Genomic DNA, 23225 nt, shown 5'->3' with positions numbered 1-23225 from the left:
CACTCTTCACCAATAGACACGCTAAGGAAAGAGAGCGAATCCTTAGCGTTGCTGTACGTTATTACGAAGAATTTCAGGGCTACGTGAAATAGACGGAACTTTAGGTGTATGTCGGATAACGACTGTCGGTTCTAGCAACATAGCTTTTGGAAACGACTCTCCGATTTGAATCAACTCCATCATCATATCAAAACCTAACAGCGCAATTTGATGTATTGGTTGCTTAACACTTGAAAAGCCCAATGACTGGGCAATAAATGTGTCATCAAACCCTACAATATCAACCCTTTCAAGCAGTTGACTGTCTACTGATTTTAACCCATTAAATAGATGACTAGCCGATATATCATCGGAACAAAATACAGCTTCCAGTGGCGAAAAATTATCGACGATCAAGTGTTGGATATATTCTGTCAACGACTCCGTAGTATAGGGAGCTAACACATGTTTTTTATCCAACAGGATATCGCGAGACTTTAGTTCTGTTTGAAAACCAATAAAACGATCCGATTGAATATCACTGGCTCCAATAAAGCCAATACGACGATACCCTCGCCTAGCAAAATAACAGGCAACTTGCTCACCCCCGTGCTGGTGATGAGTTCCTATACTCGCAACAGTAGGGTCTGTCGCTGTCAACAATACGACAGGAAACGGTAGCTCACCTAATGGCTCTAGATGTTCTTTTTTCAACGAGCGAGGGATTAGAAAAACACCATCAACCTTATGGTTGATGCACTCCGAAAGAAACGTCTTCTCTAACTGTAAATTATTCCGGCTATTAAACAACAGTATACTTCGGCCATGCTTGTAGGCCTCTTCCTCAAGAACATCCACTAACTGAGTAAAGAAAGGATTCGACATATTTCGCACAATGACAGCAAACAGCTTAGTTGGCTTTTTACGCTTCGCAGGCGGTTTCTGATAGTTCAGAGCTTCCATCGCACTAATCACAGACAGCTTTGCTTGCTCTGAAACACGATCACTACCATTTAGCACCCTTGATACTGTCGCGATTGATACACCCGCACGTTTAGCAACATCCCTAATAGTCATGTTCACTCATTCTCTTTAACAATCTACCAACCCAATACATTAACCAAAAACATGTAACAAGACTTGGTGTTACATCACAAACGACTACAGATTTAGCCAACATTCACTCAGAACTGCAGGAGAATTCGTCCTCACTATTTTATCAAATCGTCACCCTACCTATGATTTAAACCAAGCAACATGATTAGGTAAGCCATCGTGCAAGAACAAAAATACAAAACAATCAATTTAGCAACGGCTAGTGAAATAACTAAGTTTACTGAAATAGAAAGATCATCAGAAATGAGACCTTTATTTCATATTACGCCTCCCCATGGTTTATTAAATGATCCAAATGGTTTTTGTTTTTTCAATAATCAATACCATTTATTTTACCAATGGTTTCCATTCGATACCTATCATGGAATGAAGCATTGGATGCATTTAACCTCTAATGACCTATTAAATTGGAAGAGGCATGGTTCTAAAATAACACCAAAAGAAAATTACGAATCTCACGGAGCATATTCCGGCAGTGCTTTTGTAGAAAACAATAACGCTTATTTATTTTATACAGGAAACATTAAAAAAGGCTCATCTCGAGATGCAAACCAATGTTTAGCATTACTCGATAACACTAATGCCGTCACCAAGTATAGTCTGAATCCAGTGATTAAGTCGGTTCCCAAAGGGTATACCGGGCATGTACGAGATCCCAAAATCGTTAAACACAATGAGCACTATTACATGTTGCTCGGTGCGCAGCGAGAAGCCGATCTATCAGGGGCAATCATCATATATCAATCGGATGATTTGCTCAGTTGGGAATTCAAAGGAGAATTAGATCTTCAGTTCTCAGGGGAATTCTTAACCGGTTACATGTTCGAATGTCCTGATCTATTAAACGTTGACGGCCATGACGTTTTAATTTTTTCACCGCAAGGTAGCAAGGCAAACGGAAGTCGATTCCATAACCGATTCAACGTTATCTATTGTTTAGGCAGCATCAACTTCGAAAAACTGACATTTGAAGTTGAACACTGGGATGAATTGGACCGTGGGTTTGATTTTTATGCCCCACAAACTATGGCGAACACCCCAGATGAGCAAACTCTTATTGCATGGGCAGGGACCGATGAAGAACTACCAAGTCGCCAATTTGGCTGGGTTAACTGTTTAACATTGCCGAGAACACTATCAATTCTTAATCGTCGCTTATACCAACAACCGAAGATTTTGCAATCTGACTCTTTTAATAAGCGTCCATTGGAAATAAATAAAACCAATATACCCATTGAGTTAGAGCAACTTTCATTTTCACTCGATGTAAATGAGTTCAATGGAAATATAAAAATATCCATCGAAACTAAAAATAAGAAATTGTTATTCTCTATTAAAGACAGAGATATTCACTTAGATCGAAGCCAATATAACCACCATCCAGAAGATTGGGAATTTGGAAGCGTCAGACATCACAGAACAAATTATGACATAACGGATATCAAATTTATATGTGACCAAAGCATCATTGAGATATACCTCAACAATGGACGAGATGTATTTACTTGTTTGTTTTTCCCTGAAAATGAAGAACACAGACTAAATATATTACAAAAAGAAGATACCGATATAGATATCAAACTTAACTACCTTACAATATAATAAAATGGTGAACAAAATGAATTATGACGCTACCGTAAATGAGATACTCGAGAGTATCGGGGGCATAGAGAACATCCGCAACGCAGAACACTGCGCCACCCGCTTGCGCCTCATCCTAAAAGACAACGAAAAAGTTGATTCTGAAAAAGCAAAAGAAATTAAACAGATCAGCGGCTACTTTTATCAATCAGGTCAACACCAATTTATTATTGGCACTGGTACAGTCTCTCACGTTTATGACTCATTAAAGCACGCATTAGGCGGAGAGCTTGATAACTCAGATTTTAAACAAGATGCCTTCGCAGATATGACCATAAGTCAAAAAGTGGTTCGCATTCTCGCCGATATTTTGATCCCACTGATCCCAGCTCTAGTGACCACCGGCTTGCTGATGGGTTTGCGTGGCATGATGCTGCATTCTGGCATGAGTTTCTCACCAGAAACGCTTGCCCTATTTAGTATGCTAACCGACACAGCCTTTGCCTTCTTACCCGTTTTAATCGCTTATTCTGCGGCAAAGAAATTCGGTGGCAATGCTATTATTGCCATCGTTGTTGGTTTGATGATGGTCGCCCCACAATTACCTAATGCTTGGGTGGTAGCCTCTGGCGGTGCCGAGCCGATGATGGTCAACTTATTGGGAATCAACTTCCCATTAGTAGGCTACCAAGGCACTGTACTCCCAGCAATATTCGCAGGTTGGTTTGTCTCTTACTTGGAGCGTAATCTACGCCGCTTCATTCCAGCAAGTATGGACCTAGTCTTCACTCCATTTTTAACCATTACGATTGCCGTATTTGTCATCTTGTTTGGCTTTGGTCCGATTCTACAAAGCATTGAACACGGCTGTACTTCTCTAGTACGTATGGCGCTCGACCTACCTCTTGGTATTGGTTACATCCTTTATGGCGCCGTTCAGCAAATGATCGTGATCACCGGTCTACACCATGCTCTTGGTGTCATTGAGATTGGCTTATTAAATGAAACTGGTGTTAACCCACTGCAACCTCTTGGTACTGCTTCAATGGCAGGTCAATTTGGCGCTGCGATAGCCGTCGCGACTCTACTGAAAGATAAACTGAAAAAAGGTAATGCCTACAGTGCTTCGATCTCCACATTATTTGGTATTACAGAGCCACTTCTGTTCGGTGTGAACTTACAATATGGAAAAGTCTTTGTCTTTGGCATGGTAGGCGGTGCTGTAGGTGGTCTTGTTACTTACTTACTCAACATCAGTGCAACCGGTATGGGCATTACCTTTATTCCAGGTATTCTTCTTTATTCGCAATCACTTTCGGCAGTCATTGGTTACCTAACCGTTATTGCTAGTGCATTTGCCACAGCATTTATGCTGACTCGCATCTATAACCCAGTTAAAAACGCTTAATCAACTTTGGGTGATTTGCTTCCCCCTAGGCAAGTCACCCATTTCCCACCTACTTATGCTCAGGTGGGCTTCTATATGAGGAAATAATGATGAATAAGGTATGGTTAACTGGCGATGCTGTGGTGGATTTAATTCCTGAGAGCGACTCTACCTACTTAAAATGTCCAGGCGGTGCCCCCGCAAACGTTGCGGTTGGTATTGCTCGTTTATCAGGCCAAGCTAGTTTTTTTGGCCGAGTTGGTAATGATCCACTTGGTCGTTTTATGTCAGAGGTTCTCCAAGAGCAAGGGGTTGATACTTCCCAACTCAAACTTGATGAAAAACACAAAACATCAACCGTGCTGGTCGATCTTGACCAAGATGGCGAACGAACTTTTACCTTCATGGTAAAACCCAGTGCAGATCAGTTCATTACAGAAGATGATATCCCCACTTTTAATCAAGGTGAGTGGCTACACTGCTGTTCAATCGCATTAGCAAATGAGCCAAGCAGAAGTACTACGCTGAAAGCGCTTAAAGCAATCAAATCAAAAGGAGGATTTGTTAGCTTTGACCCCAACCTAAGAGAAGAGGTTTGGCGAACCCCTGAAGAGATTCGTCCAATCGTTATGCAAGCCATCGCCTTAGCAGATGTGGTTAAGTTTTCAGAAGAAGAACTGCTTTTTCTTACAGAAAGCAACACTTTAGAATCAGGACTAACAGCACTAGACCAATTGAAAACCCCAGTCACTTTGGTCACCTTAGGTGCTACGGGTTCGTTGATGATAGTAGATGGACAACGAGAGCACATTGCTAGTCAAAAAGTTCAAGCTATTGATACTACTGGTGCGGGAGATGCCTTTGTCGCAGGTCTACTCGCCTATCTCTCACAATACGAGGAATGGCATCAACCTGAAATCATTCGACAAGCAGTAATGTGGGGCAATGGCTGCGGGGCATTAGCAACAACACAGAAAGGCGCAATGACCGCTTTACCAGAGAAAAGAAAGCTACTCACATCCCTAAATAAGCTTTAACCCAACAATATAAATAGCCTAATAATCAAAATATTAGGCTATACCAAACCGAACTATCCCACTCCAGGACTTTATAATAAAAATTAAAGATGCATTAATAATACGGAAGCGACCTAAGCAATAACTCTCAGTCGATGTGAAACCAGACGAATAATAAGTAAAATTCAATAATATCAACAACCTATTTACCCATCATTCTTAGACATAAAAATATAGTGGATACATACTATTTATTGATATATTTATCGTTAGAATCATGTAAGAATTTGTTAAGAATAAAAACAAGCTGCCTTACTAGGAATGATATTTATGAGTTTAAAGAAATTGCTGTCCTTAGGTTTTGGCGTGATTCTCGCGCTGATCTTGGTCATTTCAATCGTTGCTTCATTACGCTTTTATCAATCAAGTAATGGGTTCAATACTTACCGTTCTCTTGCTGTAACCAGTGTCTCGACAGGTCGAATCCAAGCCAACATACTGGAGGCTCGTTTATCTGCACTTAAATATATTAAGAACCCTACTCCATCACATGCTTCTGAATTGAATAGGCGTATCGCCGCATCAAATCAATTGATCGATGACATTTTAAGTTCTCATCTTGACGATCTACACAAGAATGAATTCCTAACAATCAAAAAACAGCTTGATCAATATAGCCAAGGCTTTAACAAGGTTGTTCAACTTGTTAATACTCGAAACAACCTAGTTCAAGAGGCCTTAGACCCATCAGGGGTCAATATGCGTGAGGCAGTGACTAACCTAATGACCCAGGCTTCAGCTGAAGAAGATTTAGAAGTTGCTGTCAGTTCAGGACAGCTTCAGCAGCATGTATTGCTATCAAGATTGTACGCTTCTAAATTTCTGACGAGCAATAAAACAGAAGATGCTCAGCGTGCTGAAAAGGAGTTTGACTCTGTAGTAATACTCGCAGAAACAATCGAATCTCAACTCATGTCGATGGAACAAATCAACTACTTAAACGATTTCACTAGTGCCTTCAAAATTTACCGCAACACATTTTCAAAGATCGTTGACACTATAAACACGCGAAATGGCATCATTTCAGGGACTCTTGATCTTGCTGGTGTTAATGCAGCAAAAACAATTGAAGAGATAAAGCTATCAACAAAGTCAGAGCAAGACTCTGTCGGGCCTAATATGGTCGAGCGATTCTCTAACGCGCAATTTGTGCTTGGCGTTCTTTCAATTCTCGTTGTCGCCGCTTCTCTTAGCATTGCCGTTTCGATTTACCGCAGTGTATGGAAAGTCGTTGGAGGAGAGCCAAGTGACATCCAAGCAATTGTTGCCGAAGTCGCCGCTGGTGATCTTTCAAAGCAGATTCCAATTACGGGTAAAGAAACCGGTATATACGCAAACATTTTAGAAATGCGCCAGGAACTACGTCGAATCATCGATGGTTTCCACCAAATTTCAGATAATGTTTCAGCAGCCTCCGTTGAGCTAACCGCAGTGATGAGCCAAACAGAAGGAAATGCTCAGCAAGAACTGAGTCAAATGGAGCAAATCGCAACTGCTATCAATGAACTTTCTAGTACCGCGAGTGAGGTTAGCCAGAATGCAGCTAGCGCAGAGAGCGCTGCAACTGGGGCAACGACAAATGTCAAAGATGGCAGTGTTTCACTCGATGCATCAGATGATATATCACGAAAAGTTGAAGACTCGATCGAAGAAACATCAAACATCGTTAATCAATTGCAAGAGTACTCGGTAGAGATCGGTAGTGTGATTGAAGTGATCAATTCAATTTCTGAGCAAACTAACTTACTTGCGTTAAATGCAGCCATTGAAGCCGCTCGAGCGGGAGAGCAAGGCCGAGGCTTTGCGGTAGTTGCAGATGAAGTTCGTTCTCTTGCCGCTAAAACACAACAATCAACGGTCGATATTCAAGAAATAATATCTCGCCTTCAGGCTCAAGCGAAAGATGCGAACCAATTTATGCAATCCAACCTTTCGTTAGCAGAAGAATCTAGACAGTATAGCGAACAGCTTCGTGCTGCATTCGCTTCTATCACTGACTCTGTACAACTAATATCTGATATGAACACACAAGTAGCCACAGCGTCTGAAGAACAATCAGGCGTAACACAAGATATTTCACAAAATGTTTCTCTGACCTTTGATATTGTTCATCAAAATGTTTCAGGAATTGAGCAGAGCAAACAGGCAAGTGAAGAACTCTCTTCATTAGCTGTTAAGCAAAAAGACTTGCTGAGTTTTTTCAAAATCTAACGTTATAGTAAAATAGATAAATAAGCTTCTAACGCCACTATTTGTGGCGTTTTTCTTTTCAAATGAACAAACAAAAAGAGCAGCAAAATAGCTGCTCTTTTTCTTTTGAATTTTATTTTCTAGTTTTTTAAAGTAATTCTGAGACCACATCAGCTAACTGATGAAAGGTTTCAAGACGTGACGAACTTGGTCGCCATACAAGGCCTATGTCTCGGTATGCCTGTTGGCCTGGCGGGTCGATCACCACTAAATTCTGATTTTGCAACAAACCATGGTCGATAGCCATCTGAGGAATAAAGGTAGTACCTAAGCCATTTGCCACCATTTGTACCAACGTATGTAGGCTTGTGGCGGTGAACGGGTTTATCTTCTCTTTGTCGGTTAGCTTACAAGCTGATACCGCGTGCTCGGTTAAGCAGTGCTCGTTCTCCAACAAGAATACTGATTCGTCTGGCAGGTCATCATATTTAATCGGAACACGAATACCATCGGCTTGATTGCGGCTGATTACCATTCTGAAAGGGTCTTGCCCAACAACTTTGCTCTCCATGTTGTCGATATCGACAGGCAAAGCCAGAATCAGTACATCCAACTCACCATGACGCAACGCAGCCAATAGGTTAGTGGTCGTGTCTTCCCGTAACAACAAGTTCAACTGTGGAAAACGTTGGTTCGCTTCTTGTACCAAATCGCACAATAGGAATGGAGCAATAGTAGGAATACACCCTACTCGCAACTGCCCTTGCATCGCGTCTCCATTACATAGATTTCCGAGCTCAACCAAGTCTTGCCCTTTCGCCAATAACTCTCGACCGTGCTTAACCACCAGCTCACCCGCTTGAGTGAAAACCAATGGGCTCTTTTTATCTTTCTTCTCATAAAGCGGGCAACCAATGAGTTCTTCCAGATTTTGAATGCCTTTACTTAGTGTCGATTGACTCACGAAGCAGCGATCCGCAGCGTCGCTAAAGTGGCGAGTTTCGTGAAGAGTAACAAGATAGTGAAGTTGCTTAAGACTTGGCCATTTATTCATGAAATTACTTTGTAATATGAGTTGGATAACTTAAGTGAAGGTCATTTGACCTAAGGAACGGACAAAGAATAAGCTTATCGCTTTTTTCGATTAACTTAATCTATTTAATTCGCTTTTTTCTATAGTACCGATTGTACTATAGTTTGTCCCGTAGAAACGGAGCCCAAACAAAGATGTGTTGGGCCAACTAATTTTTTAGGAGATTCCAAATGGTACTAGTAGGTCGTCAAGCCCCTGACTTTACTGCAGCAGCTGTTCTAGGTAACGGTGAGATCGTTGATAACTTCAACTTCGCAGAATTCACTAAAGGTAAGAAAGCGGTAGTTTTCTTCTACCCACTAGACTTCACTTTCGTTTGTCCTTCAGAGCTAATCGCTTTCGACAACCGTCTAGAAGATTTCCAAGCTAAAGGCGTTGAAGTAATCGGTGTTTCTATCGATTCTCAATTCTCTCACAACGCATGGCGTAACACTGCTATCGCTGACGGCGGTATCGGTCAAGTTAAATACCCTCTAATTGCTGACGTTAAGCACGAAATCTGCAAAGCATACGATGTTGAGCACCCAGAAGCAGGCGTTGCTTTCCGTGGTTCTTTCCTAATCGACGCAGACGGCCTTGTACGTCACCAAGTAGTTAACGATCTTCCACTAGGTCGTAACATCGACGAAATGCTACGCATGGTAGACGCACTAAACTTCCACGAGAAGAACGGTGAAGTATGTCCTGCACAATGGGAAGAAGGTAAATCAGGTATGGACGCATCTCCACAAGGTGTTGCTGCATTCCTATCTGAGCACGCTGACGACCTAAGCAAGTAATTACCTCTTAAGCCCGAACTCAACGCGGGTTAATGGTTGGAAGACTCTCTATAAAGAGAAATAAAGCATAAGCTAATAGCGCAAAGCGCACCGCCAATCAGTTAAGAAGTAAAGTCCTATTAAAAGCCCGAAGTTAACGCTTCGGGCTTTTTTCATCTCTCTCCGACGACAATTCTCTACCTAAAACGCCTCTGAAACATTTAATAGAGGCAGTTACAAGAACAAACTTTACCCCTATTTTCCTCTGCTACCACCTATTCATATCCGTATCTAGGTTGTTATGATTTCGTCCGTATCTTTTTGAACGGATAAATGCGATGAACACCGAAATTGAAGTCTGTATCGATAACTTAGAATCTCTATATAACGCACTATCTGGTGGCGCGAATCGAATTGAGCTTTGCTCTTCATTAGCACTTGGCGGGTTAACTCCAAGCTTCGGAATGATGAAGCAAGCGGCAAAAATTTCGTCCGTACCAGTTTATGCCATGATACGACCGAGACAAGGTGACTTCATATTCGATTATGACGATATACTCTGTATGCTGGAAGATATTGAAGCTTGTGCGAGAGCAGGGTTGAATGGCGTCGTTCTGGGTGTACTCACACCTGACGGTGAAATTGATATGCCTGCAATGCAAACTCTCGCGAACAAAGCTCATCAACATAAGCTAGGCATCACCTTCCACCGTGCAATCGACCAACTTCAGGATTATAAAGTGGCCCTAGAGCAGATTATTGAGCTTGGATGCGAAAGAGTCCTGACGTCAGGGCTTGCTGTTAATGCTGAGCAAGGCATCAATGTGCTCGTAGATATGGTCAATCAAGCCGATGGCAGAATCGATATTATGGCAGGGGCAGGCGTCACAGCTAATAATGGTTATGAGATTCTAAAGCATGCTAAGGTTCAGGCTCTTCATCTATCAGCAAAATCGACAAGACCAAGTCTCATGACTCAAACATCTCAAGCTTTAATGGGGCACGATGATTTGAATGATTACTTAATTCCAGTAGCTAGTAGTCATAAGATTAAAGAACTGAGAACAGCCCTCGATAAATAGGTAGGCTCCTATAGCTGACTGGACACTGATGTCACACCTCTAATAAGGACCGAGATTTCAGGTATATTGGTGGTTCAAAGTCCACGGTGGGTTACCACCCACCGTTTCCTCTAAATAAGTTCAGCTAAAAGTGATGGATTGAATATTACTCTTCAGGGCGCCAGCTCAGTGCGCTAGCAATAGTACCGATGACTAATGTGTCTTTTTCAGCGTCATTAAGTTCAGGTAACGTCTGTAGCGTTATCATTCCATTTGTTTGAGCTGCAGCAACTTCTTTAGAAGCTTCTTTAAAGCTATACCCTAATGGCTTTTCCACCGACATTAAAAGGTCTTTACTTGAATGGACAGTTTCTACGTCATATTTATTCGCGCCAACTCGGATATAGCCAGCTTCTTTCTTTTCTAAGCTGACACTGATCATCCCAGATTGAGGCTCTAAAACGAACTCTCCTATGTTCTCATTACTTTGAGACACCGAACAGCGGTAAGGCTTATTGCCACCGAAATCAACACCCATGTAGTTAACTGAAGTCCCACCACCAGAACAGACTAAGTTCCACACTTGACCATTATCGACTCTAGTGATTTCAGCAGCCAGCTCACCCTCTTTAAATGAAACTGTTTCAAACCATGTTGAACCTGATGAGTTTCGGCTGTATTTACCTTGGTACATACCTGCAATATCAAACGTCCCTTCTTGCCCTAATCCCCAAAAATCACCATCTGTTTTAACAATGAGTTCTGGCTGCTGATTAACCGCATCTGATTTGTCCATGATGGCAACACTGCCGCACGCAGTTAACGTTAAAAGAGGAGTCACAACCAAAAGAAACTTCTTCATACTGATATCTACCTAGTAAATGAGTGTAAGTGATAAATTCAACGATAGGATAAGTCAAAGGTTTACTGGAATACAGTTCCAAAAATAAGACATACCAGAATTGCCACTATTGTGAGCTTTCCATCTTAATAAATACAATAAAGAACATAAGGTTAGGCAAGCATATTGCCTAAGAATTCATTTTGTAAGATTACGTAAGAGCATTGCGAAAGCTGCTTGAGGGAAGAGAGGGGAATGCAATGCTTTAGCTACGTGTTGATATGAATATCTTTGATCACAATAAGACCTTCGTGCCTTACGACACAACAATCAACCTTAACCTTGGTGCAATTATTCGATTCTAAAGTTAATACCTACTTCAGTGCGTCATCTAGGCTTTGATCACCAAGGTGGCGTACATCTTTACCCTTCACAAAGTAAATAATGTATTCACAGATATTTTGGCAACGATCTCCCACTCGCTCAATCGCACGAGCTGACCACATCACTTGCAGGATATTGGGGATGTTCTTAGGATCCTCCATCATGTACGTCATCAACTGACGAATCACAGCTTCATATTCCGCATCCAGCTTATCATCAAGTTTATGTACTTCTGCCGCCGCGTCTACATCCATACGAGCAAACGCATCTAATACTTGATGCAGCATAGTAATAGCCTGACGACACAATGGCTCTAACGAGACGTGAAACTTTTGCTCTTTCGTTGAAGGGATCTCAATCGCACCCTGTGCGATTTTAGAAGCCACATCGCCAATACGTTCTAGATCAGTAATGGTTTTGATGATCGCCATAATCAAACGCAGATCTTTGGCAGTCGGCTGACGCTTCGCGATAATACGAGTACATGCTTCATCGATTGAAACTTCCATCGCATTCACTTTATGGTCGTCACGAATTACTTTTTTGGCCAATTCAACATCGTCTTTATGGAGCGCCTGCATTGCAAACGAGAGTTGCTGCTCCACTAACCCGCCCATGGTCAATACATGAGTACGGATCGATTCTAACTCGACATTAAATTGCCCTGAAATGTGGCGACCGAAATGCATACTTGCTCCTTGAAAGAAATGAAGAAAGCCATTTTTGTAGAGTGACTTAGCTCTAGATGACACCTTTGTAGAGGTTAGCCATATCTACCAGTAATGTAGTCTTCCGTCTGGTTTTTCAATGGAGACGTAAAAATTGAGTCAGTATCTGAGTACTCGATCAATTTTCCCATATGAATAAAGGCAATATGGTCACTCACGCGCGCGGCTTGTTGCATGTTGTGGGTAACAATCACCACTGTGTATTGGGTTTTTAGATCGTTGATCAGCTCTTCAATCGTCAGAGTAGAAATCGGATCGAGTGCCGATGTTGGCTCATCCAATAACAGCACTTCAGGTTCGATGGCAACCGCACGAGCGATAACCAAACGCTGCTGTTGACCACCCGATAAACCAAAAGCGTTCTCATGCAATCGGTCTTTCACTTCATCCCATAGCGCGGCTGCACGCAAAGAGCGCTCAACTGCATCATCAAGATCTCGGCTGTTGCTCACGCCTTGCAGCCTCAATCCATAAACCACATTCTCATAGATAGATTTAGGAAAAGGGTTTGGACGCTGGAATACCATACCAACACGGCGTCGTAAGGTCGCGACATCTACCTTGGGATGATAGACATTCTTACCATGAAGCTTCACTTTCCCGGAAACCTTACAGCCTTCAACAAGATCGTTCATGCGATTAATGCAGCGCAGCAGAGTCGACTTACCACAGCCAGAAGGGCCGATAAACGCCGTCACCTGCCCCTTCGGGATCTGCATCGAGATATCATCAAGTGCTTGGCTCTCTTTATAATAAAGATTTAGCCCTTCAATCGAGATAGCAATTTGCTCATCCTTCAGGTTGTGAACATCAAGTGGTGCTTGGTAACCCAAGGTTTCATTAATCGAGAACATCTAATCTTGTCCTAAGGTTCGGTATTTTTCACGCAAGTTATTACGGATATTGATGGCTGTTAAATTCAACCCAACAATCACCGTAACCAATAAAAATGAAGTCGCATACACTAAAGGTCGTGCCGCTTCGATATTAGAGGTTTGAAAACCAACATCATAGATATGAAAGCCTAAATGCATGAACTTTCTGTCTAAGTGGAGATAAGGGAACTGACCATCGACTGGCAAGCTGGATGCTAATTTCACAACACCCACCAGCATGAGTGGTGCAACTTCCCCCGCAGCTCTCGCGATTGCCAAAATCAAACCAGTGATAATCGCTGGGCTTGCCATCGGTAAAACAATGCGCCAAAGCGTCTCAAATTGAGTCGCACCAAGCGCTAATGAACCGTGCCTCACTGCACTAGGAATGCGCGTTAAGCCCTCTTCAGTAGTTACGATAACGACTGGAAGCGTTAAGACCGCTAAGGTTAGTGCTGACCAAAGTAGACCCGGTGTGCCAAATGTCGGAGCGGGTAACCGTTCTGCGTAAAACAAAGAATCGATTGAGCCACCGATGGTATACACAAAGAATCCTAAGCCGAATACACCATACACAATCGACGGTACACCCGCTAAGTTAATTACGGCAATACGAATCAAACGTGTTAATGCGTTGTTTTTTGCGTATTCATGAAGATATATCGCAGCGACTACGCCAAGAGGCATCACGACGATCGACATAAGAATAACTAACAGTACCGTGCCGAAAATGGCAGGAAATACACCGCCTTCAGAGTTTGAGTCTCGCGGATTCTCTGATAAGAACTTCCAAACTTGTTTGCCCCAGTGCCCAACCTTTTCTAGGTAAGACATATTATTCGGGTACCAATAATCCAGAATGTGGCTGAGTGAGATCTCGACCAACTCGCCCGTCATATCCTCAACCAGCAAGCTTTCGACATTAAGCTGCGTTCTAAGGTGCTCAAGCTTAACTTCGGCTTCATCCAACTGGCGGTTTAATTCCAGTTTAGTTTGAGTATAGGTTGTAAGGTATTCATCGCTCACTGACTCATTGAGTTCAAGCTTGCGCTTTTCTAAGCGCAGGTTTTCCAATTGCCAGCTGATATTGCGAATTTCTTGGTTCACGACACGTGACGTTTCTTTACGTAACGTATCAGCGAACGCCAAGCCTTGTTCGAGCTTTTGGTCTATGTTCGAGTCAAAAGTGCCAGAAGCGGTTTTAAAACCCACAGGTTTACCAAAGAAATAACCACCTCGACTTCGTTCAATCACAACCCAATTAAGCGGCGTTGTTGGTTCACGTAAATTGACATCCAAAATGGAAACAAAGTCCGCTGGATAAATTTCCCTGTTGGCAACTTTGATACTTAAGCGCTGTATTAGCCCAGTCGACAGGTTTTGAGTCGACAAGAGGTCGTGTACTTGTGGGACTTGCTCTATCGGGATGTATTTTCGTTCATATAACTGACCAATCAATACATCTTGCTTTGATACCGTTTCATCGAGGCCGACAACTAACGATGCGTCTTTAGAATCCACTTGCCATTGATACAAAGGAGCAGGCCAAAAATAGGTTAAGCCCTTCCAGCCGATCAGCAGCATTAGGCCAAGAACCGACAGCATACTGATGCTCACCGCCCCGCCCGTAAGCCAGATCCACGGAGAGCCTGATTTAATCCAAGACAATAATGACTTCAGTTTATTCATCATGAACGACCTTGCTCTGACGTGCTGAACCCAAGAAAGAGCCAAGTTCGTGAGATACGCTAATCAAACAGCGAACAGCCATTGATAGAGATTGAGGTAGAGTTTTAAAACTACAGCGCACGATATTTATCTCTCAGTCTTTGTCTAACCCACTCTGCGACAGAGTTCACCGCGAACGTAAAAATAAACAGTAAGAGTGCTGCTAAGAACAACAATCGGAAGTGAGAACCACCCACCTCGGACTCTGGTAACTCGACAGCAATTGTTGCCGATAATGTCCTCATCCCTTCCAAAACATTCCAGTCAAGAATAGGGGTGTTACCTGTCGCCATCAAGACAATCATAGTCTCGCCAACCGCTCGTCCTAGCCCCATCATGATTGCAGAAAAGATACCTGGGCTAGCCGTCAATAACACCACATAAATAAGGGTCTGCCACGCTGTTGCGCCCAGCGCCAGTGAGCCATCGGATAAATGTTTTGGCACAGAGAAAATAGCGTCTTCTGCAATCGTGAAAATTGTAGGGATGACAGCAAAGCCCATAGCGAAGCCAACCACCAGCGCATTACGTTGGTCAAAGTCGATGCCATAGTTAGCCAAGAAGGTACGAATATCACCACCAAACAACAAGGCTTCCATACCATTTTCACCAGCAAAGACTGCCATCACTGTAATCACCAATACCGGGATCAATATCAGAGCATGCCAACCATTAGTAAAACGGCTCGTCACCATTTTTGGCAAACAGAACCAAACAAGCCCAGTCAGTAGCGTGCTCAGTGGTAATAGCACCATTAACGAAAAGACGGCCGTTAAATGCGTTTCAACAATGGGAGCAAACCAAAGCCCAGCCAAGAACCCGATGATAACGGTCGGAAGAGCTTCCATCAGTTCTATCGACGGTTTCACGACTCTTCGCATTCTTGGAGACATAAAGTATGCGGTGTAAATGGCTCCGAGCACAGCAACCGGCACGGCAAACATCATCGCAAACAGAGCAGCCTTGATGGTACCGAACGTAATAGGGACTAAACTGAATTTTTCTTCAAAGTCATCGTTCGCCGACGTTGATTGCCAAACGTATTGCGGCTCTGGGTAGCTTTCGTACCAGACTTTTTGCCAAAGCGATGAGAATGATATTTGCGGATATTCATTATCGACTTTAGCCACACTGATGGTGCCATCAATCAGCGTAGCCAAATGCAGTTCGTTAGCAGACATAGTCGCTAATTGTGGTGATTTATCAAATGCGCGCTCGAACAGCGACAACTTTTCACTGGTCGTATAGTGGCTTTGTAATGTGCCATTCTTATAGAAACTATAAAAACCCTTCCTATAAGTATCGGGCAGGATAAATTGCACTTGTTCAGCAAGTTGGAAGTCTCGAATATGGGTCAGGCTACGCTTTTCATCTTTGAGTACATCGAACCACTGAGAAACCTGTCCGTCCTCATGCGTAACCAACAGTGAATAAGCTCCAGACAGTAAATCGATACTTTTCACCGAGTGCTTCGCATCATTCAAACTAAGATCAATCACTTCACGAACATTGAAGCCGCTATCGGATAGCTTCAATACCACTAAATCAGATTGCGCTCGAAGATATAAGGTTTGGCCATCAGGTGTGACTAACAACTGTTGCTGTAAACCCAACTTATCCGACAGCCATTGACTCTTCTGAAAAACATACTGACCAGTAAGGTCACTCTGGTACCACTTAACCAAAACTCGTTGATCGCTTAGCTGAGCGGCAACCGTGATACCACGTCCATTCTTAGAGAACGCGAATTTTTCGATTGTTGCTCCGTTTGATGATTCATCATTTAAAAATGGTTCAGGGAGATCGATTTGCTCAATTTTAGGTTCGGCTTCACTGCCCTTTTGCAGCACGGGCGCACTATACTCAGGGTAGAAAAAGGTAAGGTTGCTTGCGCTATCGGCAAAGGCAAACCAGTTTTCAGATGGGGTATTTCGAGAAAAAGCGATGGGGTTAGCTAAAACATTACGCTCAAAGTAAGAATGTGTATTTTGAGACTCTAAATCCCAAAACTGAACCAAACCGGATTTTTCAATAGTAAACGCATGCTGACCGTATTCATCTACGGATAAGGCGATAGGCTTTTCTACGGCAACGGTCTTCACGGCTTGGTCAGTCTCTAAACCAGTATCAGAAAATACCGGTAAAATGACCATCGCCAAGTAAACAAAGATCAGCACCAGAGCGGCTAGAACACTGACTGCACCACATGTCACCGAAAAACGGACGAGACGATCTTTCAACCATCTTTTTTTGTCGCGCTCTTTCAATGAAAATTGGGCTGAAGCCATCTGTTTATCTACCTTTTTTTAGCTACTGACATAATATGTACGTTAGATGACAATTATATTACAAGTTACGTTAAACAACTGAAACTAATAACAAGTTTGTTGACCATATTTCTTAAAGTAAGATCATAGATTTTGTGAATCTTGTCATTCTAAATTAAAGTAACCAGCTCTATAGCCAGCACTCAAGGATTATCATCTCGATGGAAAAAGACTATGTCACAAAAGAACTTAGCTGGTTATCCTTCAACGAAAGAGTGCTCCAAGAAGCAGCCGACAAATCAGTACCCTTAATCGAAAGAGTTCGTTTTTTAGGTATTTACTCGAAAAACCTCGATGAGTTTTACAAAGTCCGATTTGCTGATGTGAAACGAAAGATCTTACTTCAAGATCCTCAATTACCTGCCAACTCGCAGAAAACCCTGCTAACTCAAATGCAGAGCAAAGCAAGTAAGCTCGATGCTCGATTCCATGAATTGTATAGTGAATTACTATTGGAACTGGCGCGCAATCGTATTTTTCTGGTCAACGAACAGCAAATCAGCGAAGAGCAAAGTGAGTGGATCAAAAAGTATTTTAAGAAAAAAGTGCTTCCACATTTAACTCCGTTTCTCTTGAACGAAGATAGCCAGTTGCTCAATATTATCAAAGACGAGCAAAGTTACTTAGCCATCGACATTGAGCGAGAGACATCTTCTCAATATGTCTTACTCGAAATACCATCAGAAGCCCTGCCTCGGTTTGTTAAGTTACCAGACACTTCTGTTTCACAGCGTACAACTTTGATCTTGTTAGATAATATAGTTCGATTTTGTTTAGATGACTTGCTTAAAGGATTCTTTGAGTATGACTCATTACGTTGTTTTGCGATAAAAATGACGCGTGATGCCGATTATGACCTTCAAGAGAGCAATGAAAATACTCTACTAGAATCTATGTCGTTGGGTTTAGAACAGCGCTTAACGGCACTACCGATCCGCCTTATCTATGAGTCAGAAATGCCTGCTGAAATGCTCAGTTTCTTACAAGTCAGGCTTAAGCTGTCTGACTATGACAGTGTCATTGCGGGTGGTCGCTACCATAACTTCAAACACTTCTCTGAGTTCCCAAGCCTTAATCGACGTGATTTAGTTAATCGTCCACTACCCGCGATTAAGTGCGCGCATTTCAGCCACTACCCAAACTATTTCGAAGCGATCAAAGCTCGTGACATCTTGTTGCATTACCCTTATCACACCTTTAATCACATTACTGAACTCGTGAGGCAGGCTTCCTTTGACCCGAAGGTAACTTCCATAAAAATAAACGTTTACCGTGTTGCAGAAGGTTCAAAACTCCTTAGCTCGATCATCGATGCGGCGCACAATGGTAAGAAAGTAACTGTCGTCGTTGAGCTTCAAGCTCGCTTTGATGAGCAAGCCAATATTCAATGGACCAAGAAACTTCAAGAAGCCGGTATAAAAGTCATCCATGGCATCCCAAGTTTGAAAATCCACTCCAAGCTGCTGCTCATTAAACGGAAAGAAGGCAAGCATACGGCGCATTACGCTCATATTGGCACCGGTAACTTTCATGAAGTAACAGCGCGCGTGTATACCGACTTTTCTCTGCTCACTGCGAATGAAGATTTGATCCAAGAGGTGAGACAAGTCTTTAAGTATATTGAAAACCCTTATCAAAAATCGCAGTTCAAACAACTGATTGTGTCACCAAAGAATACAAGAAAACGCCTGTCTCAGTTGATAGATAATGAAATACAAAACGCGATAGAGAACAAACCTGCAAGCATCACTCTAAAACTCAACAATTTGGTCGACCGAGAGATCATTGAGAAGCTCTATCAGGCCAGCCAAGCCAATGTAAAGGTGAGAATGGTCATTCGTGGTATGTGCTCTCTCGTACCGGGAGTCTCCAACATCAGTGAGCAGATTGAGATTGTTAGTGTGGTCGATCGTTTTCTCGAACACCCAAGAGTGATGATCTTTGGTAACGCTGGTAATCCAAAAGTCTATATCTCCTCTGCCGACTGGATGACACGAAACTTCGATCACCGCATCGAAGTCGCCACTCCAATTTTAGATCCAAAGATCAAGCAAACCATTATCGATATCACCGAGTTTCATTTCGATGACAGCAACAAAGCTCGAGTGCTAGAGCAATCGATGAGCAATCCTTACATACAAGCTCCAACAAACCCACTCGATTACCCGACGTCACAACTCTCCACTTACCACTATATTAAACGTATGGAGAAACTTGCTCGCAAGAAGTACAAACAAGAGAAGAAATCATGCCGCTAATTGATAACAAACATTCTCGATGTATTGCCGCTATCGACTTGGGTTCGAACAGTTTTCATATGGTGGTTGCCCGAGTATTCGAACAACACCTGCAATTAGTCAGCAGACACAAACAGAAAGTGAGATTAGGTGATGGGTTGGATGAGTTTAACTTCTTATCCGAAAGTGCTATCGAGCGAGGCTTGGAGTGCCTCAAAGTGTTCGCAGAACGACTGGCTGATTTTGAACTTGATGATGTAAGAGTTGTTGCGACTCATACCCTAAGAAAAGCCAAAAACGCTCAAGACTTCTTAGAGCAAGCCAAACCACTGTTTCCTTTTCCAATAGAGATCATTTCCGGTCAAGAAGAAGCTCGAATAATCTATAACGGTGTAGAACACACTCAAACCGCTTCTGAATCTAAATTGGTTATTGATATCGGTGGAGGGAGTACGGAACTCGTCTCTGGGCAAGGCTTTACGCCCCTAATTATGCGCAGTTTACCTATGGGATGCGTCAGCTTCACTCAACGTTTCTTTGCTGACGGAGAGCTAACCTCACAACACTTCTCAGATGCTTATACCGCAGCTACTCGTCTATTGATGCCATTGATTGAAGAATACACAAAGGCCCCTTGGGAAATCGCCTTTGGCTCATCAGGGACGGCTAAATCAATAAAAGAGGTACTCATTGGCTTAGGCTTTACCGATGGTCTCATTACGCCGCAACGTCTGTCCTATTTGAAAAATCACTTATGTGAGTTTTCATCATCCAAAACCTTAGACCTTTCAGGTTTAAGTGATGAGAGAAAGCCAGTGTTTGCTGCTGGCGTCACCATTCTTTTAGCAGCCATGGATACGCTAGACATAAAGGAGTTACATTTTTCTGATGGCGCTCTGAGAGAAGGCGTTCTTTATGACATGGAGGATAGATTTAAAGATATTGATGTTCGAACCAGAACCGCCGAAACGCTCGTATCTCGATACCATGTTGACGTAGCTCATGGCCAGAAAGTCAAAGAACTCGCCCTTGCATTACTGAAACAAGTGCAGCCTCAAGTAACTACTACGGTCACTAATGAGCTGTATGATCTGGTTGGTTGGGCTGCACTACTTCATGAGGTAGGACAAAGCATCGCATTCCAAGGCTATCACCGCCATTCGGCTTATCTGCTTAAGCACACGACAATGCCCGGTTTCAATACTGAGCAACAACGTCTTATCTCGACATTGGTTCGCCACCAAAGAAAAGCGATTAAGCGACAAGACTTGCCGGAACTGTCTCTATTTTATCCACAACAAATAACGCTACTAATTCGCATATTAAGACTCGCTATCTTACTCAACCGTCAGCGAAATCAAGCACTAGCCCCAGACGTGACTCTAACGATTGAACAACAGGATAACTGGGAATTGAAAGGATCTAACAGCGATTGGTTGGCCCAAAACCAACTGCTTGAATATGAACTCAAAGAAGAACAACAACGTTGGCAAAATGCTGGATGGTCGTTAAAGGTAGAATAACGAACAGTCAAAACAAAAACAGCCTGCGACTTAGCAAGCTGTTTCTACATATTTTTTATCTGGATCATAGCCCGACTTTTGCCAGTTCTTGCTCTGCGAACTCAGGCGGTATCGCTAAATAGCCATCTTTCTCTACCAGTTCTTGTCCTTGCTTCGAGAATACAAAAGTGAGGAACTCTCTCTCTACAGGAGAAAGCGGTTTATCTGGGTGTTTATTCACATACACATAGAGAAAACGCGATAGAGGGTAATCTCCGCTTAAGATATTCGCTCGGGTCGGTTCTACATAATCAGAGCCATGCTCAGCAATAGGAATTAACTTAACACCAGCTACTCGATAACCAATACCTGAGTACCCTATCCCGCTGATTGATGAAGCGACCGACTGTACAACCGACGCTGAGCCTGGCTGTTCATTGACTCGGTTCTTGAAGTCGCCACTACATAATGCGTTTTGTTTGAAGTAGCCGTAGGTTCCCGAAACGGAATTACGACCGAACAGTTGGAATCTATGTTTTGCCCACGGCTGGCTGATACCTAAATCTTGCCAATTGTTTAGCGGCTTAGTCGCGCCACAGCGCAATGTCTCTGAAAATATGCTGTCAATTTCGCGAAAATTAAGCCCCTCGATAGGATTATCACGATGCACAAAAAGACCAATCGCATCGATAGCAACTCGAAGCGCTGTCGGCTTATAGCCATGCTCCCTTTCGAACGCTTCCACTTCTCGTAGGCGCATTGGACGACTCATAGGCCCAAGGTGAGCAGTACCTTCGGTTAATGCAGGAGGTGCAGTGGATGATCCAGAAGCCTGAACTTGAGCATTCACGTTCGGGTAGTAAGACTTAAACTCTTCAACCCATAACGTAGTCATTCCCGCTAAAGTATCCGAACCGACAGACAACAAGCTGCCAGAAATACCCGGAACCTTAGAATAATCAGGAAGAGAATCGACACCTTGCTCGGCATGAACAGGGGTAACCAAAGCTAATGCTAACAATGAACTGATGGGGAAACGCATCCTGCGTATTAAAGAACTCATGACACTGTCAATCGGCTAGGCAGCGTGAAATGGAATCGGCTACCAACACCCACTTCACTTTGAATTTCTAAATGTGAATCATGGTGACTAAGCGCATGTTTCACAATCGCGAGTCCAAGACCACTACCGCCAGTATCGCGTGAGCGTGCTTTATCAACACGATAGAAACGCTCTGTAAGTCGATGCAAGTGTTGTGGTTCGATACCGTCTCCAGTGTCTGACACATCCAAACACGCACCTTGACTGGTTTGATACCAACGAACCTTTACGGTCGCACCCGGCGGCGTGTATTTCACTGCATTGTAAACCAGATTCGATATCGCACTTCTTAACTGATCTTCATCCGCTAATACGCGTAAGCTCTTATCAATATCAAATTCCAGCTTGTGTTCTCGCTCTCCACTGAGACTAGCGGCTTCTTTTTCAAGAACTTCCAACATCGCCGGAACGTTAACCACTTCATCCAATTCATGCATTGGCGCCGCTTCTATCTTAGAAAGAGTTAAAAGCTGATTGACCAGACTGTTCATGCGATTCAATTGCTCAGTCATCACACCATGAGCCTTAGGCCACATAGGCCCAACGACCATGTCTGGATCTTCCGTCATTTCAAGATAGCCCTGAAGTACGGTCATTGGAGTGCGTAGCTCGTGAGAAACGTTAGCGAAAAAGTTACGACGCATGCCTTCTAGCTGTTTTAGCTGAGTAACATCACGTACTACCATGAGGTGTTCGCCCTCGGTATACGGTACGATACGAAGCTCAAGCATGCGCTCCACATTAAGTGGCGAAGGCATCTCTAACGGCTCTGAGAAATCTTGTTTATTAAGATACTTGATGAAGTCCGGCGTTCGGATCAAGTTAGAGATCGGTTGACCTGAATCGTCTGGCCAGCGAAAACCCAGTAAATACTGAGCAAGCTTGTTACACCAAACAATATTGCCTTCACCGCGAAACACCACAACGGCATCGGGAAGGGATTCAGCACCATTTCTGAAACGGCGGATAAGGTTGGTCAATTCTTTGCGTTTACGACGCTGTCTCTGCTGCATACGATAGATACCATTAAACAGAGACTCCCAGTTTCCAGAACCTGAAGGGGGTGTTAACCGCTTTTCATCCCACAACCAAGCAGACAAACGCATTTGATAGTGTAGATGCCATGCTAACTGTAATACTGTTGCAGCCAGCAATAACCAAGGTAAATAACCGAATATCCATCCGACTATAATCCAAGGTGCGTAAAAAAAAGCCAGCTCCCAAGCCAGCTTTTTCCAGGTTAACTTCTCAACCATTCAG

17 protein-coding genes are annotated in these 23225 nt (G+C 43.0%); 8 read left to right on the top strand and 9 right to left on the bottom strand.

The features are described from left to right. Window positions 1-42: 42 nt before the first annotated feature. Window positions 43-1056, bottom strand: coding sequence for a LacI family DNA-binding transcriptional regulator (locus OCV30_RS03215; RefSeq protein WP_065678448.1), 1014 nt, complete (start codon window positions 1054-1056; stop codon window positions 43-45). A 198-nt stretch (window positions 1057-1254) separates the two neighbouring features. On the opposite strand from OCV30_RS03215, the gene OCV30_RS03210 reads away from it, so the two are divergent. The 4 genes from OCV30_RS03210 to OCV30_RS03195 all read left to right on the top strand — a co-directional run bounded on the left by OCV30_RS03210 (window position 1255) and on the right by OCV30_RS03195 (window position 7350). Further along, window positions 1255-2697, top strand: coding sequence for a glycoside hydrolase family 32 protein (locus OCV30_RS03210; RefSeq protein WP_065678447.1), 1443 nt, complete (start codon window positions 1255-1257; stop codon window positions 2695-2697). A gap of 16 nt (window positions 2698-2713) precedes the next feature. Next, window positions 2714-4084: a PTS transporter subunit EIIC gene (locus tag OCV30_RS03205; RefSeq protein WP_065678446.1), complete on the top strand. Its 1371-nt coding sequence runs from the start codon at window positions 2714-2716 to the stop codon at window positions 4082-4084. Window positions 4085-4173: 89 nt separating this feature from the next. Continuing rightward, window positions 4174-5100, top strand: a complete 927-nt coding sequence (locus tag OCV30_RS03200) for an aminoimidazole riboside kinase (RefSeq protein WP_065678468.1) — start codon at window positions 4174-4176, stop codon at window positions 5098-5100. Between the two features lie 309 nt (window positions 5101-5409). Further along, a complete protein-coding gene (locus OCV30_RS03195; RefSeq protein ID WP_065678445.1) occupies window positions 5410-7350 on the top strand; it encodes a HAMP domain-containing methyl-accepting chemotaxis protein in 1941 nt (646 codons plus the stop codon). 127 nt (window positions 7351-7477) lie between these two features. Here OCV30_RS03195 and OCV30_RS03190 read toward each other — a convergent pair whose 3' ends face one another. Next, entirely contained in the window at window positions 7478-8383 is a 906-nt protein-coding gene (locus OCV30_RS03190) for a hydrogen peroxide-inducible genes activator (RefSeq protein WP_009848276.1), read from the bottom strand. A 209-nt stretch (window positions 8384-8592) separates the two neighbouring features. On the opposite strand from OCV30_RS03190, the gene OCV30_RS03185 reads away from it, so the two are divergent. Both OCV30_RS03185 and OCV30_RS03180 read left to right on the top strand, forming a co-directional pair. Beyond that, window positions 8593-9201, top strand: coding sequence for a peroxiredoxin C (locus OCV30_RS03185; protein WP_009848275.1), 609 nt, complete (start codon window positions 8593-8595; stop codon window positions 9199-9201). A gap of 317 nt (window positions 9202-9518) precedes the next feature. Beyond that, complete coding sequence (locus tag OCV30_RS03180) at window positions 9519-10262, top strand: copper homeostasis protein CutC (protein ID WP_065678444.1); 744 nt, start codon at window positions 9519-9521, stop codon at window positions 10260-10262. Window positions 10263-10407: 145 nt separating this feature from the next. On the opposite strand, the gene OCV30_RS03175 is transcribed toward OCV30_RS03180, so the two are convergent. From OCV30_RS03175 to OCV30_RS03155, 5 genes are all read right to left on the bottom strand, one after another. Next, window positions 10408-11103 (bottom strand): VV20781 family protein, encoded by a 696-nt coding sequence (locus OCV30_RS03175; protein WP_065678443.1) that lies wholly within the window; start codon window positions 11101-11103, stop codon window positions 10408-10410. Between the two features lie 353 nt (window positions 11104-11456). Beyond that, complete coding sequence (gene phoU, locus OCV30_RS03170; protein WP_009848270.1) at window positions 11457-12155, bottom strand: phosphate signaling complex protein PhoU; 699 nt, start codon at window positions 12153-12155, stop codon at window positions 11457-11459. Window positions 12156-12229: 74 nt separating this feature from the next. Next, complete coding sequence (gene pstB, locus OCV30_RS03165; protein ID WP_065678442.1) at window positions 12230-13048, bottom strand: phosphate ABC transporter ATP-binding protein PstB; 819 nt, start codon at window positions 13046-13048, stop codon at window positions 12230-12232. Further along, window positions 13049-14758, bottom strand: a complete 1710-nt coding sequence (gene pstA / locus OCV30_RS03160; RefSeq protein WP_065678441.1) for a phosphate ABC transporter permease PstA — start codon at window positions 14756-14758, stop codon at window positions 13049-13051. 110 nt (window positions 14759-14868) lie between these two features. Continuing rightward, window positions 14869-17085, bottom strand: coding sequence for an ABC transporter permease subunit (locus OCV30_RS03155; protein ID WP_065678440.1), 2217 nt, complete (start codon window positions 17083-17085; stop codon window positions 14869-14871). Window positions 17086-17285: 200 nt separating this feature from the next. Here OCV30_RS03155 and ppk1 point away from each other — a divergent pair, with 200 nt between their 5' ends. Continuing rightward, entirely contained in the window at window positions 17286-19382 is a 2097-nt protein-coding gene (gene ppk1 / locus OCV30_RS03150) for a polyphosphate kinase 1 (RefSeq protein ID WP_065678439.1), read from the top strand. Next, on the top strand, window positions 19373-20884 hold the full coding sequence (gene ppx, locus OCV30_RS03145) for an exopolyphosphatase (protein WP_065678438.1): 1512 nt from the start codon (window positions 19373-19375) through the stop codon (window positions 20882-20884). Before ppk1 ends, ppx begins: the two co-directional genes overlap by 10 nt. A 64-nt stretch (window positions 20885-20948) precedes the next feature. Here the strand turns inward: ppx and OCV30_RS03140 are convergent, their stop codons facing one another. Next, complete coding sequence (locus tag OCV30_RS03140) at window positions 20949-21926, bottom strand: PstS family phosphate ABC transporter substrate-binding protein (protein ID WP_017110488.1); 978 nt, start codon at window positions 21924-21926, stop codon at window positions 20949-20951. Then, the gene (gene phoR / locus OCV30_RS03135; protein WP_017106503.1) at window positions 21923-23221 is read right to left on the bottom strand and encodes a phosphate regulon sensor histidine kinase PhoR; all 1299 of its coding nucleotides are present in this window, start codon (window positions 23219-23221) and stop codon (window positions 21923-21925) included. The genes OCV30_RS03140 and phoR overlap by 4 nt, the downstream gene beginning before the upstream one ends. Window positions 23222-23225 lie beyond the last annotated feature (4 nt).

Source organism: Vibrio atlanticus, from assembly GCF_024347315.1.
GTDB classification, from domain to species: Bacteria; Pseudomonadota; Gammaproteobacteria; order Enterobacterales; family Vibrionaceae; genus Vibrio; species Vibrio atlanticus.
This window is presented reverse-complemented; position numbering and strand designations above follow the sequence as displayed.